Here is a 15,853-nt window from a genome sequence, read left to right as displayed (position 1 = left end):
AGTACATCACCATCGACATCGCCCACGGCCATGCCGACAGCGTGCGCGACATGATTGGCTACATCAAGGGCAAATTGCCCACGAGCTTTGTGATCGCAGGCAACGTGGCCACACCCGAAGCCGTGATCGATCTGGAAAACTGGGGCGCCGACGCGACCAAAGTGGGCGTGGGCCCGGGCAAGGTCTGCATCACCAAGCTCAAGACCGGTTTTGGCACGGGCGGCTGGCAACTGTCGGCGCTCAAGTGGTGCGCCCGCGTGGCCACCAAACCCATCATTGCCGACGGCGGCATCCGCAGCCACGGTGACATCGCCAAGAGCATCCGCTTTGGCGCGAGCATGGTCATGATCGGCTCGCTGTTTGCTGGCCACGAAGAGTCGCCCGGCAAGACCGTCGAGGTCAACGGCGAGCTGTTCAAGGAGTACTACGGCTCGGCGTCCGACTTCAACAAAGGCGAGTACAAGCACGTCGAAGGCAAGCGCATTCTGGAGCCCGTCAAGGGCAAGCTGGCCAACACCTTGATCGAGATGGAGCAGGACGTGCAAAGCTCGATCAGCTACGCGGGCGGCACCAAGTTGATGGACATCCGCAAGGTGAACTACGTGATCCTGGGCGGTGACAACGCAGGCGAACACCTGTTGATGTAAACACATCGCTGCAGGCCTCTGTCATACCGGGCTTGACCCGGTATCCATTGCCAGCTTCTTCCCTCTTTGTCATGCCGGACTTGATCCGGCATCCATTGTCCGCCTCTTCCCTATTTGTCATGCAGGACTTGATCCGGCATCTATGGTTTTTTCGCGCGTGGACCCCGGATCAAGTCCGGGGTGACAAAATTCCGTGTCCGGGGTGACAAAATTCCGTGTCCGGGGTGACAAAATTTCGCGTCTGGGGTGACAAAGTCAAGTTCGGGTTAACAAAGTCAACTTCGGGGTGAGGAAAACAGGCCCTGGTCTGGGCCAAGGCCATCGAGCGACGAGCCGTTCATTGCAAAGCGCGCAGCGCCAGCATCAAGCCGCTGACCACCAGCAGGCCGCAGATGATCTGGCGCAAGCGTGGCACCGGCACCCGGTGCGCCACGCGGTGGCCCAGCCACACGCCCAGCAAAGCCACGCCAATGAGCACAGCCCAGCGCTGCCAGAGCACCGCGCTGCTCAGGCGCCCTTCCCAGGCCATGCCGACCAACACGGTGCTGGCGGCCACGGTGATGATCATGGGGATGCTGGCCCGCACTTGCTGCACGTCGCTCAGGCGGCGGCTGAGCCAGGCCACCACCAAGGGGCCAGCGGTGCCAAAAATCAGCTCCACCACGCCAATGGCTGTGCCCACAGGCCCCGCCCACAACGGCGCAGGATGGCGGGCATGCGCCGTTGCAGGGCGCAGCGCGTTCACGCCCACGCCAGCCACATACAGACCCAACACCAGCAAAGGCCAACGTGTCTGCAGGTGCTGCATCAACCACAAGCCCAGCAAGGTGCCCGCCAGCAGGCCGGGCAGCAATCGGCGCAGCTCACGCCACTGCACTTGTCGCCAATTGAGTCCACTGTGAAAGGCCGAAGCGGGCACGTCCATCAGCAAGGTCATGGCCACCACTTCGGGCAAGGGCCATTGCCAAGCCAACAGCGGCACGATGACCAGGGCAGAACCAAAGCCCGTCAGGCCGAGCACCGCATAGCCCAGCAAGACCACCCCCATGGGGTAGAGCCATTCCTGCACGTTCAAACGGGCAGCTCGATCAGGGCTTGGGCCAAGGCATGCAGTCGGCTACCAGGTCGGGTCAGGTCGGTCACCACGCTGAAATGGTTCAGGCCGGGCAGTTCTTCGCAGACCGGCACGGTCTTGGGACCCCAGACCTGTTGAATCAAGCGGTTGTGGCGCAAGAACTCGGGGCTCTCGTCACCACCCACCACGGTGTAGAGCACGCCCTTGGTGGGGCGTTGCCATTTGGCGGGGCTGGCCATGCGCACATGGGCGGGGGTGATGCGCAAATCGGGCTGCACAAACGGGGTCTTGCGGATCGGCTCCAGGTCGTACAAACCCGAGATGGACATGGTTTTGCGCACCAGGCCAGCGGGCAAATCGCGGCCGACTTTTTTCCAGTCGCACGCCAGCAACATGGCCGCCAAGTGACCGCCCGCCGAATGGCCGATCACGCTGATGTTGCTGCGGTCACCACCGTGCTCGCCAATGTGTCGCCAGACCCAGGCCAGGGCTCGGCTCATTTGCAAGGCGATGTCGGGAATCGTCACCGGCTGGGCTTCGGTGCCGGGGCACAGGTCGTAGTTGACCACCACCACGCAGGCGCCCATGCCCTGCAAAGCCGGGGCCACAAATGAATGGTCGGCTTTGTCCAGGCTTCGCCAGTAGCCGCCGTGGATGAACACCACCACGGGTGCGCCTGGGCGGGGCGCGGGAAACACGTCCAGCGTCTCCAGAGGGCCATCGCCAAAGCGCAGGTCGAGCTGGGGCTTGAGCGTCTGGCGCGCCACTTCCGAGGCTTCACGCCAGTGCGCAAAGTGGTCCGCAAAATCCGGCACCAGGGCACGGTTGTTGTACATGCGGTCGTGCCATGCAGCGTCTTTGAGGGCCATGGGGTGTCTCCTGAAAAATCAATGCCGCGATCTTGGCACAGCCACTGCAACGCGCCTGCCCAATGCGGGACAGACACCGCAGCGGACTGCTTCGGATCAGATCTTCATTTCCAGGCGCAGCTGCACCACACGCCAGTTGGATGTGCTGGTGCGGGCCACCTCGGAAACGCTGTTTCCGATGTAGCTCGTGCCGGTCACGTAGTCTCGCGGGGTGAGGTTGCTCACCGTCAGACGCAATCCGGTGTTGGCCGACAGCTTCCACAGGCCATACACGTCCAGCACTTGCTTGGTGCCTTGGTAGGCCCATTGCTGTTCGCTGCGGCGGGTGTCGTAATCGGGGTTCCAATTGAAGTTGCCCCCCAAGGTCAAAGGCAGGCCACGCAAACGGTAATCAGCGCCCAAATTGGCGGTCATGCTGGGTTGTTGGTCCAGCCGGTTGTCGGGCCCTGGCACTTGCAAGACCTTGGAATGGAAAAAACTCACGTTGCTGCGAATGTCTATCGGCAAAGCCGCCGCCCAAGCCTGATCCAGGCGGAACTTGGCCTCCAGCTCCAGCCCTTGGGTGACGGCATCGCCCACGTTCAGAGGTGTGGAAACCCATTTGCCCGTGCTCTGATTGAATGCGGTGGCGTAACGGATCAAGTCGCTGATGTTGCGACGAAAGACATTGGCGCTCAAGACACCCCCGCCGGCAAGGTACCGTTCAAAAGCCACATCGATGCCGGTGGCCAATTCGGGGCGCAAATCAGGGTTGCCCACGCGGTCAGGACGTGTGGGGCTGTTGGACTCGCGAGACGGCACGTAACGCGCCACCAGGTTGTACAGCGTGGGCGTTTTGTAGCTGCGCGTCAGGCTCATGCGCACCTGGTCGCGCTTGTCGGCATCGGGCTTCCACACGGCGTGCAGCAAAGGCGTCCAGACCGAACTGTGGTTGGACTTGAAACCCTGCTCGTTGGTGCCCTCGGTCACGATCGATTCGTAACGCAAACCCCCATGCGCTGACCAGTTGGAATTGATCTTGAATTCATCTTGCGCATAAGCGGCCCAGCGGAAAGTGCGGGCTTGCAGATCGCCGCCGTCTTCTGAAACAGCCGCATTGGCCGCCTCCACTCGGCGTACACCTTCCAGCTCAAGACCACTCACGACCTGGTGCCCATTGGCCATGGCACGGGTCCACTTGCCGTTGAGGCTGTAGGAACGGTCCACAAAATTCTGGGTCTCGAAGGTATTGAGCAACAAAGGCGTGGTCGCCCCGGTTTGATCGAAGCGGTAATCGTAGTTGGACTGTCCCAGACCAAAACGCAGCTCCAGGCGGTCATCGGCCGACAAGCGCTGAGCCCACTGGCCGTTCAGGCGACCCATCGAATAAGTGCTGCGGTTTCGGGTGTTGGCTGCATCCGACAGCATCGCCGAGCCACCGGCGAGTTGGCTCGAGCGGATTGTCCCCAGCGCCTCGTACTCGGAGTGGATCAAAAATGGCGTCAGCGTCAGGCTTTTGCCCTGCTCACCGCGCCACTGCAAGCGGGCATTGGCATGGATGGCCTGACGTCGCCCCACGGACTGGACATCCCTGACACGCTGATCGTCACCGGGTTCGACATCGGTGACGGTATGGTTCACCTCAGGCCGCTTCTGGTCCATGGCCGACAAGGTGAACGTGCCCGCGAGTGGCTCGGCCTTGAGGTTGTGCACCCAATTGACTTGGGTGGAGCCTTCACCGTGCTCCTGAGTCCGGGTGATCTTCAGGTCATCCGGATTGGCTTTCTGACCCTCACGCAAAACAATGTTGATGGTGCCCGCAATGGCGCGTGCACCCGTTTCTGCGGTGGGGGCGCGCAAAATTTCAATCCGCTCGACCTGCTCGGGCGTGAGGGCGTCGATGGAAAAACCGGGCGGCACACGCTCACCGTCCATCAGGATCTGGGTATAGCCGCCACCCAGGCCACGCATGCGGATCGCACCACCACGCCCGGGCGCACCGCCAATGGTCACACCCGGCAAGCGCTTGAGCACTTCGCCCAAGGTGGCGTCGCCTTGTTTTTCGATCTCTTCACGGCCAATGACGATCTTCGCCGCAGTGGACTCGCGACGGGTTTCTGTGTCGTTGTTGCGGTTGCTGCGGATCTCGATGCGCCCCAAATCGGTGGCAGGCGCGGTCTGGGCCATCGACAAGGCCGGTAAGCACACGCACCCCGCCGCCAGCAAATGCCCCATCAAAGGCTTGAGGGGCGAGATCAACGCGGCGCGGCCGGACTTGGAGAAAGGGGAAGTTTTGAAATCACGCATGGGGGCGATTTTGACAGCGCTCGGCCCCTGCGATTTGAAGCCCGGGTAAAGACCGGGCTTCGGTGGCGATCATTCGCCGGTTTTGAACAGCGCAGCCACTTTGCGCTTGGGTTTGATGTTGGCCGAAATCGACGAACGGGGCGTCTTGGGTGCGGCCGACTCCCAGCTGGGCGCGGCATCGGCTGCAGGGGCCTCGTAGGGCTTTTCAAAGAAAGGATCGCGGTTGACCGGTGCAGGGCGGAAGCCGCCACGGCGCTCACGCGGCTCGATGGCATCGCGTGGATCGAACTCTTCGCGGCGGCGGCCTTCGTAGGCACGGCCACGCGGGCGCTCGTCCAAACGCTCACGGTCAGAACGCTCACCGCCCGAGCGCGAACGCTCGTCGAGCTGCAAGGTTTCCACCTCGAGCTTTTTCTTGATCAGTTTTTCGATGTCCCCCACCAGGCGGGTGTCCGATGGGCTGACCAGGGTCACGGCCAAGCCCGAAGCCCCGGCACGGCCTGTGCGGCCAATGCGGTGCACATAGTCTTCGGCGTTGAAGGGCACATCGAAGTTGAACACCGCAGGCACGTCCTTGATGTCCAGGCCGCGCGCGGCCACATCGGTACACACCAGCAAGTCCACTTCGCCTTGCTTGAAGGCTTCCAGAGCCTTCAGACGCTCGTCCTGGCTCTTGTCGCCGTGCAAGGCGGCGGTGCGCAGGCCTTCACGCTCCAGCGAACGGGCCAGACGGCCGCAGCCGAGCTTGCTGTTCACAAAGATGAACGCTTGCTTGATGCCACGATCGGTCAGCACTTTGCGGATCACGCGGCGCTTGTCGTCGTCTTGGGCGGCGTAAAAACGCTGCTCGACGGTGGAGGCGGTTTCGTTGGGGCGCGCCACCTCGATGGTGATCGGGTTTTGCAGGTAGCTGCCAGCCAGGCGCTTGATCTCGGGCGAGAAGGTGGCCGAGAACAACAGCGTGGTGCGCTGCTTGGGCAAGAAGCTCAGGATGCGCTGCAAATCGGGCAAAAAGCCGATGTCCAGCATGCGGTCGGCTTCGTCCAGCACCACATACTCGACCTGGTTCAAGACCGCGTTTTTGGCTTCGATGTGGTCCAGCAAACGACCAGGCGTGGCGACCAGCACCTCAACGCCTTTTTTCAGCTCCAGGGTCTGGGGCTTCATGTCCATGCCGCCAAACACCACCGCGCTGCGCAGCTGGGTGTACTTGGCGTACATCTTGATTTGTTGGGCCACCTGATCGGCCAGCTCGCGTGTGGGCAAAAGCACCAAAGCGCGCACAGGGTGGCGCGCTGGCGAGGTGGAGGGATTTTCGTGCTTGAGCAGGCGTTGCAGCAAAGGCAGCGAGAAAGCCGCCGTTTTACCGGTGCCGGTCTGGGCTGCGCCCATCACATCCTGGCCCGTCAACACCACCGGAATGGCTTGGGCCTGGATAGGGGTCATGGATTCGTAGCCCATTTCGGCCACGGCTCGTGCCAGCGTGGGCGCCAGCGATAAATTGGAAAAAGAGTCGGTCATTAACCCGCTATTGTCTCATTTTGGGCTGACGACCCCGAAATCCGGTTTTGGCCCTCGGGTTTGAGGCCTCAGGTCTTGGGCAAAGTCACGCCCACTTGACCTTGGTATTTGCCGCCGCGGTCTTTGTAACTGGTCTCGCAGACCTCATCGCTTTCGAGGAACAGCACCTGCGCACAGCCTTCGCCCGCGTAAATTTTGGCGGGCAGCGGCGTGGTGTTGCTGAACTCCAGCGTCACATAGCCTTCCCACTCGGGCTCGAAGGGCGTGACGTTGACGATGATGCCGCAGCGCGCGTAGGTGCTCTTGCCCAGGCAGATGGTCAGCACGTTGCGCGGGATGCGGAAGTACTCGAGCGTGCGCGCCAAGGCGAAGCTGTTCGGCGGGATCACGCAGACATCGGCGTGGATGTCGACGAAGCTCTTCTCGTCGAAGTTCTTCGGGTCGACCACCGTGCTGTAGATGTTGGTGAACACCTTGAACTCGGGCGCGCAGCGGATGTCGTAGCCATAGCTGCTGGTGCCGTAGCTCACGATTTTTTCGCCCGCAGCGTTCTGACGGATCTGGCCGGGCTCGAACGGCTCGATCATGCCGTGCTGCTCGGCCATGCGGCGGATCCATTTGTCGCTCTTGATGCTCATGGTGCGTCCTTTGATGATGGGCTCGATTTTAGTGGCGATCCAGTCCGTCTATGAGAGTCACCACGGGAATACCACGTCGCTGCCCTTCTATCCAGGGCCAATTTTTGTCATCGCGAGCGAAGCGTGGCGATCCAGTGTGTGAGCAAGCGCTGTCACTGGATTGCCGCGTCGCTGCGCTCCTCGCAATGACATTCAGGCCTCAACGCGAAACCTTGCCCACGACGCCCTGCACCAGGTAGTTCATGCCCAGGATCTGGCCGTCGTTCAGGCTCTGGCCTGCGGGCAGCACAGCATGGCCTTCGTTGTCGGTGATGGGACCGGCAAAAGGCAGCAACTTGCCCGCGCCCACGAGTTTTTGCTTGGCCAGGATCTCGTCCTGGACCTTCTTGGGCACCTTGGGGCCAAAGTCGCCCACGCGGATCATGCCTTCCTTGACGCCGCCCCACACGCTGCCCGAAGTCCAGCTGCCGTTCATGGCCGCTTTGACACGGGCGGTGTAGTAGTCGCCCCACTGGTGAGTGACCGCGATGATCTGCGCATCCGGCCCGATTTTGCGCATGTCCGAGTGGTAGGCCACCGCCATCTTGCCGCGTTCTTGCGCTGCGGCCATCACAGCGGTCGAGCCGGTGTGGAAAGCGATCACATCCACACCCTGGTTGAACAGGGCCATGGCCGCTTCACGCTCTTTGGGTGGGTCAAACCAGGCGTTGAGCCAGACCACCTTGACGATGGCTTTGGGATTCACCGAACGCATGCCCAAAGTGAAGGCGTTGATGCCCTGCAGCACCTCGGGGATCGGGAAACCCGCCACATAACCGGCCACGTTGGACTTCGTCATCCGCCCGGCGGCCATGCCGGCCAGGTAACGGCCTTCGTAATAGCGGGCATTCGAGGCCGACACGTTGGCCGCCGTCTTGAAGCCGGTGACCGATTCGAACTTCACATTCGGAAAATCCTTGGCCACCTTGAGCGTGGGCTCCATGTAGCCAAAGCTGGGCGTGAAGATGATCTGGTTGCCCTGCTGGGCCAGGTCGCGGATCACGCGCTCGGCATCAGCGCCCTCGGGCACATCGGCCACAAAGGTGGTCTTGACCTGATCGCCCAAAGCCTTGTCGACGGTCTTGCGGCCCTCGTCATGCTGGCGCGTCCAGCCCGCCTCGGTGATGGGCGAAACATAGACAAAACCGGCCTTGATGGGCTCGGTCGCTTTGACTGACGTTGGAATGGAAGTTTGTGCCTGAACGGCAGGAAGAAAAAAGCAGGCGGCCACGAGCGTGGCAGCGAGGTTTTTGTACATGGTAGTCCTCTACATGGCCCCGAAATTGAACAAAACAAAGCCCACCGGGGCAGCGGGCTTCGGTGGGTATTTTAACGAGGCCTGATCAGCGCTTCAGTCCGACTCGGTAAAGCCCTGGAAGCAAGCTTTCAATTCATGCATCCAGCGGTGCTTATCCGCCTCGGGTGCAAAGCTCGCCTCGATGCTGTTGGCCGCCAGCTTGTAAGCCTGCTGGGCATTCAGGTGCAGCGCAGCAAAAGTCTGCAGGTAGTTGTCGTTCAGGTAACCACCAAAGTAGGCCGGATCGTCCGAGTTGATGGTGACGCACAGCCCGGCATCGAGCATCTGTCCGAGGTTGTGATCGGCCAGATTTTGGAACACGCACAGCTTGAGGTTGGACAGCGGGCACACGGTGAGCGGCATCTGGCTGTCGGCCAGGCGTTTCATCAAAGCAGCATCGTGGATGGCCTGCACGCCGTGGTCGATGCGCTCGACTTGCAGCACATCGAGTGCGCTCCAGATGTAGGCGGGTGGCCCCTCCTCCCCCGCGTGGGCCACCACATGCAGGCCTTGTTCACGCGCCCGAGCAAACACGCGGGAAAACTTTTCAGGCGGGTGCCCCACTTCGCTCGAATCGAGCCCCACCCCGATGAACTGGTCGCGCCAGGGCATGGCTTCTTCCAGCGTGGCCAGCGCCTCGTCTTCGGACAGGTGGCGCAAGAAGCACAAGATCAAATCGGCACTGATGCCCAGCTGCGTCTGCGCATCAACGCAAGCACGATGCAGGCCCTCGATGACTGCGCCGATGGCCACGCCCCGCGCCGTGTGGGTTTGCGGGTCAAAAAACAACTCGGCCCGCACCACATGGTCGGCGGCGGCTTTTTCAAAATACGCCCAGGCCATGTCGTAAAAATCCTGCTCGTGCAGCAGCACGCTGGCACCGGCGTAATACAGGTCCAGAAAACTTTGCAGGTTGGTGAAGGCGTAGGCATTGCGCAAAGCCGCCACATCGGCATAGGGCAGTTGCACGCCGTTGCGCCGGGCCAATGCAAAGATCAGCTCGGGTTCGAGCGAGCCTTCGATGTGGATGTGCAGCTCAGCCTTGGGCATGACGCGCAACAACTCAGGCAAACGCGAAGAGGAGACTGCGTGGACTTTGAACATGCTCATTCCTTCTCGAAAAAAGTCGCCCGAATCAGGGCTTCGTCCAGTTGCGCCAAGGAGGTGTTGTGCCGATCGGTCAAAGGGCCACCACCGGGTATCAGCTGACCCGAGGGCCCATAACCCACGGCCTTGAACTTCCACTGGCCCTGAATCCACTTGAAGTGGCCCACATGCAGGCCCGTCGGGTCATGCAGGGCGTAAACGCCATCGTTGATTTTCTCGATCATGCGCCATCCATTCGTGAGTGCCCATCAGGCCTTGCGAAAATCGCCCCGCTCCATCCACCACGACACCGCAAATCCGGCCACCAGACCCCAAAAGGCCGCGCCGATGTTGAACAGCCCGATGTCGGCCACCGTGACCAGCAAACTGACCAAAGCGCCCAGTGAAAACTTGCCCGCGCCAAACGAGGCCACAAACGCGCCTTGCAGCACACGCAGCATGGCCAAGCCGCCCAGCACCATGATGAACTCCTTGGGAGCGGCCAGCATGAGACCCGTGAAAGTAGGGGCCATCAGGCCGAACAACAGCGCCAGCGCACCGACCATCAGCGCCCCGGTGTAATGGCGCGGCTTCTCGCCAGACGAGGTGAGCAAGCCATTGGTCGGACCGGTCAGGCAAGTGCTGACCGCACCGAACACCGCACTCACGGCTGCGCCCATGCCGCAAGCCACGGCGATGGCGTTCACGGGCGGCTCGTGTCCGGCGTTTTTGAGCACGGCCACGCCCTGCCCGTTTTGCACCACCAGCACCGTGATGGCCAAGGGCACCACCAGCTCCAGCATGGCCGCCCACGACCACACCGGGGCCTGAATCACCGGCTGCGCCAAAGTCAATTGCCCCACGGCCGAAGCGTCCAGTCTGCCCGACAGCGCCACCGCCAAAGCCCCCACCAACAATGCCCCGATGACGGGCGGCAGGCGCTTGCCCCAATCGGCTTTGGCCGAGAGCAACAAAAACACGGCCACCATGGGGGCCGCAATCGCCACATCGCTTTGCAGCGCCCGCACGATGTCCAGGCCAAACCGCAGGAACACCCCGGCCACCATGCCCATGACGATGGGCATGGGCAACGCCGCCATGACGCGCTTGACCCAACCGCTCAAACCCAGCAGCAAGATCAGCGCACTGGTCACATAAAAAGCGCCAATCACCTCGGCAAAACTCAGGTGCTGCAAGGCAGGCCCCACCAGCACCGTGCCGGGGATCGTCCAGCCAAAAGCCAAGGGCGTGCTGTAACGCCAGCTCATCAGTAAGGTCACGAAACCATTGACAAAGAACACCCCAAACACCCAGGACGCCAGCTCCTCGGGCGACAAGCCGCCGCGTGTCCCCACGGACAGGATGATGGCCACCGGGCCGGTGGCGGCAAAGATGAAACCTATCAAGGCATTGGCAGCGTAGGTGCTGCCAAAGTCGGACACAATTTGCCGCCAGCTTCTGCGCGCCGCGGCGGGGGCTTCCAGGTGTTTGAACAAAGCTTGGACCCAGGTGGTTTGAACAGGGGTCTCAGGGTATCAAAAAAAACGGCGACAGTTGTCACGAGGCTGAAGGTCCGGCCGCCAAAGAAAAAAGCCGCCCGACTTGCATCGGGCGGCCCTTGTCGATCTGCGCCCTTTGGGCGCATCCCATCACTTGCCTGGGATCTTGCCTTCCACGCCCTTGACGTAGAACATCACGCCGCCAAGGAACTTGTCGTCCGCCACAGCGTCTTTGGCCAGCACTTCTTTGCCGTCTTGACCCAGGATCGGGCCTTTCCAGATTTCGAATGTGCCGTCCTTCAGACCGGCTTTGACTTCTTCCACTTTCTTCTTGACATCTTCGGGGACGTCAGCGGCCATCGACACGAAGTCGATCGCGCCTTCTTTCACGCCCCACCAGCTTTGACCGGTGGCCCACTTGCCTTCCAGCGCATCACGTGTTGCCTTGATGTAGTAAGGGCCCCAGTTGATCACGGCCGAGCCCAGGTGGGCCTTGGGGCCGTAGGCGGTCATGTCCGAGTCCCAACCGAAGGCGCGCTTGCCCATCTTCTCGGCGGTCTGCAACACGGCAGGCGAGTCGGTGTTTTGCATCAGCACGTCAGCGCCGCCGTTGATCAGGGCGGTGGCGGCTTCGGTTTCCTTTGGTGGGTTGAACCAGTCGTTGACCCAGACCACTTTGGTCTTGATCTTGGGGTTGACCGACTGCGCACCCAGCGTGAAGCTGTTGATGTTGCGGATCACTTCAGGAATTGGGATGGAGCCGACCACACCCACGGTGTTGGTCTTGGTCATCTTGCCGGCGATCACGCCCGCCATGTATGCGCCTTGGTAGGTGCGGCTGTCATAGGTGCGCATGTTCTCGGCGGTCTTGTAGCCGGTGGCGTGCTCGAACTTGACGTCTTTCAGGTCGGCAGCGGCTTTGAGCATGGGCTCCATGTAGCCGAAGGTGGTGCCAAAAATCAGCTTGTTGCCTTGGCCAGCCATGTCGCGGATCACGCGCTCAGCGTCAGCGCTTTCTGGCACTTTTTCAACAAAGCTGGTGACGATCTTGTCGCCGAATTCTTTTTCCAGGGCTTTGCGACCGTTATCGTGCGCAAAAGTCCAGCCGCCGTCGCCCACAGGGCCGACATAAGCAAACGCGATCTTCAGAGGCTCGGCCTTGGCCGCAGCGGGCGCTTCGGCCTTGGGGGCTTCTTCTTTCTTGCCACAGCCGACCAGTGCGGCGGCTGCCACTGCGGTGAGGGCCACCATCTTGACGACGGTGCGCTTGGAGATGTCTGTCATGTCAGTTCCTTTTGTTATTGAACAGGGTTACAGGGGGTTGAAAAAACTCATTATGAACCGGGATGGAAGGCTTTTCCGAGTGACGCGGGCATGTTGATCCGGATCCAAGCGGGGTTGCGCGAGATCAGCGCCAGCACCACGATGGTGGACACATAAGGCAGCGCCGTGAGCAACTGACTGGGCATGTCCACGCCCGCACCTTGCAAATGGAACTGCAGCATGGTCACGCCACCGAACAGGTAAGCACCAAGCAGAACCCGCGCCGGACGCCAGGTGGCAAAGGTGGTCAGGGCCAAAGCGATCCAGCCCTTGCCCGCCACCATGCCCTCCACCCACAGCGGGGTGTAAACCACCGAGATGTAAGCGCCCGAAAGGCCGCACAGCGCCCCGCCCGCCACCACCGCCATCAGGCGAATGCGGCGCACCGGATAGCCCAGAGCATGGGCCGATTCGGGCGATTCACCCACCGAGCGCAGCACCAGACCGGTGCGGCTTTTGTACAAAAACCAGAGCAGGCCCAAGACCAGTGCGATGGTCACATAGACCAGCGGATGTTGGCGAAACAGCGCAGCGCCCACCAGCGGCATATCGGCCAAAAAGGGAATCGCGTAAGAGGCGCGCTCGGGCACTTTCTCTTGCACATAGGCGATGCCCGCAAAGGCCGAGAAACCCGCACCGAACAGGCTCAGCGCCAGCCCGGTGGCGTATTGGTTGGTGCCCAGCCAGATGACCAGCACGCCAAAGATGGCGGCGAGCACGGCCCCTGCCCCCATGCCTGCGGCAAAGCCGATCCAGTCGTTGCCGGTGTGCACCACAGCGGCAAAACCGGCAATGGCGGCGCACAGCATCATGCCCTCGGCCCCGAGGTTGAGCACCCCGGCTTTTTCATTGATCAGCAAACCCAAAGCGGCCAGCGCCAGCACGGTGCCCGCGTTCAGCGTGGCGGCCACCAACAGTGCGTACGATTCCATCAGACTTTCCCTCCCTGAGCCGATGCCCAGCGCAAGCGGTAAGCCACCAGCGTGTCACACGCCAACAGGCAAAACAGCAGCAAACCCTGAAACACGCCGGTGATCGACTTGGGCAGGCCCAGGCGCGATTGCGCAAGCTCCCCGCCGATGTAGAACATGCTCATCAGCACCGCCGACAGCACCATGCCCGCTGGGTGCAAGCGCCCGACAAAGGCCACGATGATGGCGGCAAAACCGTAGCCCGCAGGCACATAAGGCGTGAGCTGCCCAATCGGCCCCGCTACTTCCAAAGCGCCCGCCAGACCCGCCGCACCGCCCGAGGTGAGCAAAGCCACCCACAACGCCTTGCGCGAAGAAAAGCCCGCGTAACGCGCCGCGTCCGGTGCCAGCCCACCCACTTGCTGGGCAAAGCCCGCCCGGGTGCGGAACAAAAACACCCACAAGGCCCCCGCCGCCGCCAGTGCGATCAACAGGCCGACGCTCACGCGCGAGCCGCTCATCAGGCGCGGGATCTGCGTCACCGCCTCAAAGGTTTTGGTCTGCGGAAAGTTGTAGCCCGCCGGGTCTTTCCAGGGGCCATAGACCAGATAGCTCAGCACCATGTCGGCCACATACACCAGCATCAGGCTGACCAGAATTTCACTGGCGTTGAAGCGGTCGCGCAGCAAGGCCGTCAGGCCCGCCCACAACATGCCGCCCAACATGCCCGCAGCGATGATGGCCAGCACCACCCAACGGCCCGTGTCTTTGCCCGCCAGCATGGCCACGCCCCCGGCGCACACCGCGCCGATGACAAACTGACCCTCAGCCCCGATGTTCCATACATTAGAGCGAAAGCACACCGCCAGCCCCAGCGCGATCAGCAAGAGCGGCGTGGCCTTGACCATCAGCTCGCCCAAGGCATAGCCAGACTTGATGGGCTCCCAGAAAAACATTTGCAAGGCGCGCACCGGGTCTTTGCCCAGCGCAATGAACAAGATCACGCCCAACACCACGGTGAGCACCAGCGCCAGCACCGGCGAGGCATAGGTCCACAGGCGCGAGGCCTGGGGACGGGCTTCAAGCTTGAGCATGTTGCACTCCTTGTGCCATCTCGGACGCGTCAGGCCACAGCCCGCTCATCCATTCACCAATCCGCTCCACCGTGGCCTCGGCCCGGGGCAGCGAGGGCGACAGGCGGCCCTTGGCGATCACATGCAATCGGTCGGAAATTTCAAACAATTCTTCCAGCTCCTCACTCACCACCAGCACCGCACAACCGGCGTCGCGCAGTGCCAATATCTCGGCGCGAATCTGCGCCGCTGCACCCACATCCACACCCCAGGTGGGTTGCGAGACGATCAGCAGCTTCGGAGCCGCACTGATCTCGCGCCCCACAATGAACTTTTGCAAATTGCCACCCGACAGCGAACGCGCTGCGGCATCGGGCCCCGAGGCCTTGACCTTGAAGCGATCGATGATGCTGCGCGCCTGATCGGCCAGCGCGCCCATGCGGATCCAGCCGCCCGCGCCCAGCGCCTCGCTGCGTGTGAGCAGCAGGTTGTGCGCCAGGCTCATGGACGGCACCGCACCCCGGCCCAAACGCTCTTCGGGCACAAAGTGCAGGCCCAGGCTGCGCCGCGCACGCGGGGCCCAGTGGCCCACGCCCTGTCCCGCCAGCGTGATGGCCGCCGCAGGTGCGCGGGTGTCTTCGCCCGACAAGGCCCACATCAGCTCGCGCTGACCATTGCCCGAGACCCCGGCCAGGCCCACAACCTCGCCACTGCGCACTTGCAAATCGATGCCTTGCAGGTCCACACCAAACGGGTCTTGCTTGTGCAGTTGCAAGCCCTTGACCGACAACACCACCTCGCCCGGCGTGCGGGGGGTGGGGGCCAGCGCTGGCGGCTCGGCCCCGATCATCAGGCGGCTCAGGCTGGCGTTAGTTTCTTCACGCGGATCGCACACGCCGGTGACTTGGCCGCCGCGCAGCACGGTGCAGGCGCTGCACAGGGCGCGAATCTCGTGCAGCTTGTGCGAGATGTACAAAATGCTCACGCCCTGGCTGACAAGCTTGTGGAGCACTACAAAAAGCTTCTCGACGGCCTGCGGCGTGAGCACCGAGGTCGGCTCGTCCAGGATCAACAGTTTGGGCTCGGTCAGCAAGGCACGGATGATTTCCACCCGCTGCATCTCACCCACGCTCAGGGTATGCACCGGGCGATTCGGCTCCAAGTCCAGGCCGTATTCACTGGCCTTGGCCACGATGCGCTCGGTCACTTCGGCCAGGCTGAGCGATTTGTCTAGGCCCAGCCAAACGTTTTCGGCCACGGTGAGCGTGTCAAACAGGCTGAAGTGCTGAAACACCATGCTGATGCCCAGCTTGCGCGCTTCTTGCGGGTTGCGGATGCTGACCGGCTGGCCCTTGAAGAACACCTGGCCTTCGTCGGGCTTGACCGAGCCGTAAATGATTTTCATCAGGGTGGACTTGCCCGCGCCGTTTTCGCCCAGCACGGCATGGGCCTGGCCGGGCATCACGGTCAGCGACACGTCCTGGTTGGCCACCACGCCCGGGTAGCGCTTGGTGATGCCCTGCAAAGACAAAAGGGGTGTGGTCATGTCGGGTGCGAATGAGTATCTGAATAAGTCACTCGCAAAGTCC

Annotated in this window: 14 protein-coding genes; 1 reads left to right on the top strand and 13 read right to left on the bottom strand. The window is 62.0% G+C overall.

Features of this window, described 5'->3' with window-relative positions; all coding sequences use genetic code 11:
- A partial coding sequence (locus tag Q1W40_RS03720) for a GMP reductase (protein WP_300709010.1) occupies nucleotides 1-647 on the top strand: 647 nt, incomplete at its 5' end.
- A 337-nt stretch (nucleotides 648-984) separates the two neighbouring features.
- Here the strand turns inward: Q1W40_RS03720 and Q1W40_RS03715 are convergent.
- The 13 genes from Q1W40_RS03715 to Q1W40_RS03655 all read right to left on the bottom strand — a co-directional run bounded on the left by Q1W40_RS03715 (nucleotide 985) and on the right by Q1W40_RS03655 (nucleotide 15,810).
- Nucleotides 985-1,716 (bottom strand): sulfite exporter TauE/SafE family protein, encoded by a 732-nt coding sequence (locus tag Q1W40_RS03715; protein ID WP_300709021.1) that lies wholly within the window; start codon nucleotides 1,714-1,716, stop codon nucleotides 985-987.
- 2 nt (nucleotides 1,717-1,718) lie between these two features.
- Nucleotides 1,719-2,591, bottom strand: a complete 873-nt coding sequence (locus Q1W40_RS03710) for an alpha/beta hydrolase (protein WP_300709008.1) — start codon at nucleotides 2,589-2,591, stop codon at nucleotides 1,719-1,721.
- Between the two features lie 96 nt (nucleotides 2,592-2,687).
- On the bottom strand, nucleotides 2,688-4,877 hold the full coding sequence (locus Q1W40_RS03705) for a TonB-dependent receptor (RefSeq protein ID WP_300709006.1): 2,190 nt from the start codon (nucleotides 4,875-4,877) through the stop codon (nucleotides 2,688-2,690).
- A gap of 69 nt (nucleotides 4,878-4,946) precedes the next feature.
- Nucleotides 4,947-6,398 carry a DEAD/DEAH box helicase gene (locus tag Q1W40_RS03700; RefSeq protein ID WP_300709003.1) on the bottom strand — a complete coding sequence of 484 codons (1,452 nt, stop codon included), beginning with the start codon at nucleotides 6,396-6,398 and terminating at the stop codon, nucleotides 4,947-4,949.
- 68 nt (nucleotides 6,399-6,466) lie between these two features.
- The gene (dcd, locus tag Q1W40_RS03695; protein WP_300709000.1) at nucleotides 6,467-7,036 is read right to left on the bottom strand and encodes a dCTP deaminase; all 570 of its coding nucleotides are present in this window, start codon (nucleotides 7,034-7,036) and stop codon (nucleotides 6,467-6,469) included.
- 199 nt (nucleotides 7,037-7,235) lie between these two features.
- Complete coding sequence (locus Q1W40_RS03690) at nucleotides 7,236-8,333, bottom strand: BMP family ABC transporter substrate-binding protein (protein ID WP_300708998.1); 1,098 nt, start codon at nucleotides 8,331-8,333, stop codon at nucleotides 7,236-7,238.
- A gap of 93 nt (nucleotides 8,334-8,426) precedes the next feature.
- The gene (locus Q1W40_RS03685) at nucleotides 8,427-9,476 is read right to left on the bottom strand and encodes an adenosine deaminase (protein WP_300708996.1); all 1,050 of its coding nucleotides are present in this window, start codon (nucleotides 9,474-9,476) and stop codon (nucleotides 8,427-8,429) included.
- A gap of 2 nt (nucleotides 9,477-9,478) precedes the next feature.
- Complete coding sequence (locus Q1W40_RS03680) at nucleotides 9,479-9,703, bottom strand: hypothetical protein (protein WP_300708994.1); 225 nt, start codon at nucleotides 9,701-9,703, stop codon at nucleotides 9,479-9,481.
- 24 nt (nucleotides 9,704-9,727) lie between these two features.
- Nucleotides 9,728-10,954 carry a benzoate/H(+) symporter BenE family transporter gene (locus Q1W40_RS03675; RefSeq protein ID WP_300708992.1) on the bottom strand — a complete coding sequence of 409 codons (1,227 nt, stop codon included), beginning with the start codon at nucleotides 10,952-10,954 and terminating at the stop codon, nucleotides 9,728-9,730.
- Nucleotides 10,955-11,107: 153 nt separating this feature from the next.
- Nucleotides 11,108-12,241: a BMP family ABC transporter substrate-binding protein gene (locus tag Q1W40_RS03670; protein WP_108322279.1), complete on the bottom strand. Its 1,134-nt coding sequence runs from the start codon at nucleotides 12,239-12,241 to the stop codon at nucleotides 11,108-11,110.
- Nucleotides 12,242-12,291: 50 nt separating this feature from the next.
- Entirely contained in the window at nucleotides 12,292-13,212 is a 921-nt protein-coding gene (locus tag Q1W40_RS03665) for an ABC transporter permease (protein ID WP_300708988.1), read from the bottom strand.
- Nucleotides 13,212-14,285, bottom strand: coding sequence for an ABC transporter permease (locus Q1W40_RS03660; protein WP_108322281.1), 1,074 nt, complete (start codon nucleotides 14,283-14,285; stop codon nucleotides 13,212-13,214). Before Q1W40_RS03660 ends, Q1W40_RS03665 begins: the two co-directional genes overlap by 1 nt.
- The gene (locus Q1W40_RS03655) at nucleotides 14,272-15,810 is read right to left on the bottom strand and encodes an ABC transporter ATP-binding protein (protein ID WP_300708985.1); all 1,539 of its coding nucleotides are present in this window, start codon (nucleotides 15,808-15,810) and stop codon (nucleotides 14,272-14,274) included. The genes Q1W40_RS03660 and Q1W40_RS03655 overlap by 14 nt, the downstream gene beginning before the upstream one ends.
- Between the last annotated feature and the right edge of the window lie 43 nt (nucleotides 15,811-15,853).

The organism is Limnohabitans sp. (genome assembly GCF_030158565.1).
GTDB lineage: Bacteria > Pseudomonadota > Gammaproteobacteria > Burkholderiales > Burkholderiaceae_C > Limnohabitans_A.
Note: the sequence above shows the minus strand (reverse complement) of the source record. Positions and strands in the feature narration are given on the sequence as shown.

What these genes read in the sequence shown, in the direction of transcription:
- Q1W40_RS03660 (WP_108322281.1), bottom strand. Translation starts at nt 14,285, where the DNA reads ATGCTCAAGCTTGAAGCCCGTCCCCAGGCCTCGCGCCTGTGGACCTAT.
- Q1W40_RS03690 (WP_300708998.1), bottom strand. Translation starts at nt 8,333, where the DNA reads ATGTACAAAAACCTCGCTGCCACGCTCGTGGCCGCCTGCTTTTTTCTT.
- Q1W40_RS03655 (WP_300708985.1), bottom strand. Translation starts at nt 15,810, where the DNA reads ATGACCACACCCCTTTTGTCTTTGCAGGGCATCACCAAGCGCTACCCG.
- Q1W40_RS03685 (WP_300708996.1), bottom strand. Translation starts at nt 9,476, where the DNA reads ATGTTCAAAGTCCACGCAGTCTCCTCTTCGCGTTTGCCTGAGTTGTTG.
- Q1W40_RS03710 (WP_300709008.1), bottom strand. Translation starts at nt 2,591, where the DNA reads ATGGCCCTCAAAGACGCTGCATGGCACGACCGCATGTACAACAACCGT.
- dcd (WP_300709000.1), bottom strand. Translation starts at nt 7,036, where the DNA reads ATGAGCATCAAGAGCGACAAATGGATCCGCCGCATGGCCGAGCAGCAC.
- Q1W40_RS03705 (WP_300709006.1), bottom strand. Translation starts at nt 4,877, where the DNA reads ATGCGTGATTTCAAAACTTCCCCTTTCTCCAAGTCCGGCCGCGCCGCG.
- Q1W40_RS03680 (WP_300708994.1), bottom strand. Translation starts at nt 9,703, where the DNA reads ATGATCGAGAAAATCAACGATGGCGTTTACGCCCTGCATGACCCGACG.
- Q1W40_RS03665 (WP_300708988.1), bottom strand. Translation starts at nt 13,212, where the DNA reads ATGGAATCGTACGCACTGTTGGTGGCCGCCACGCTGAACGCGGGCACC.
- Q1W40_RS03670 (WP_108322279.1), bottom strand. Translation starts at nt 12,241, where the DNA reads ATGACAGACATCTCCAAGCGCACCGTCGTCAAGATGGTGGCCCTCACC.
- Q1W40_RS03700 (WP_300709003.1), bottom strand. Translation starts at nt 6,398, where the DNA reads ATGACCGACTCTTTTTCCAATTTATCGCTGGCGCCCACGCTGGCACGA.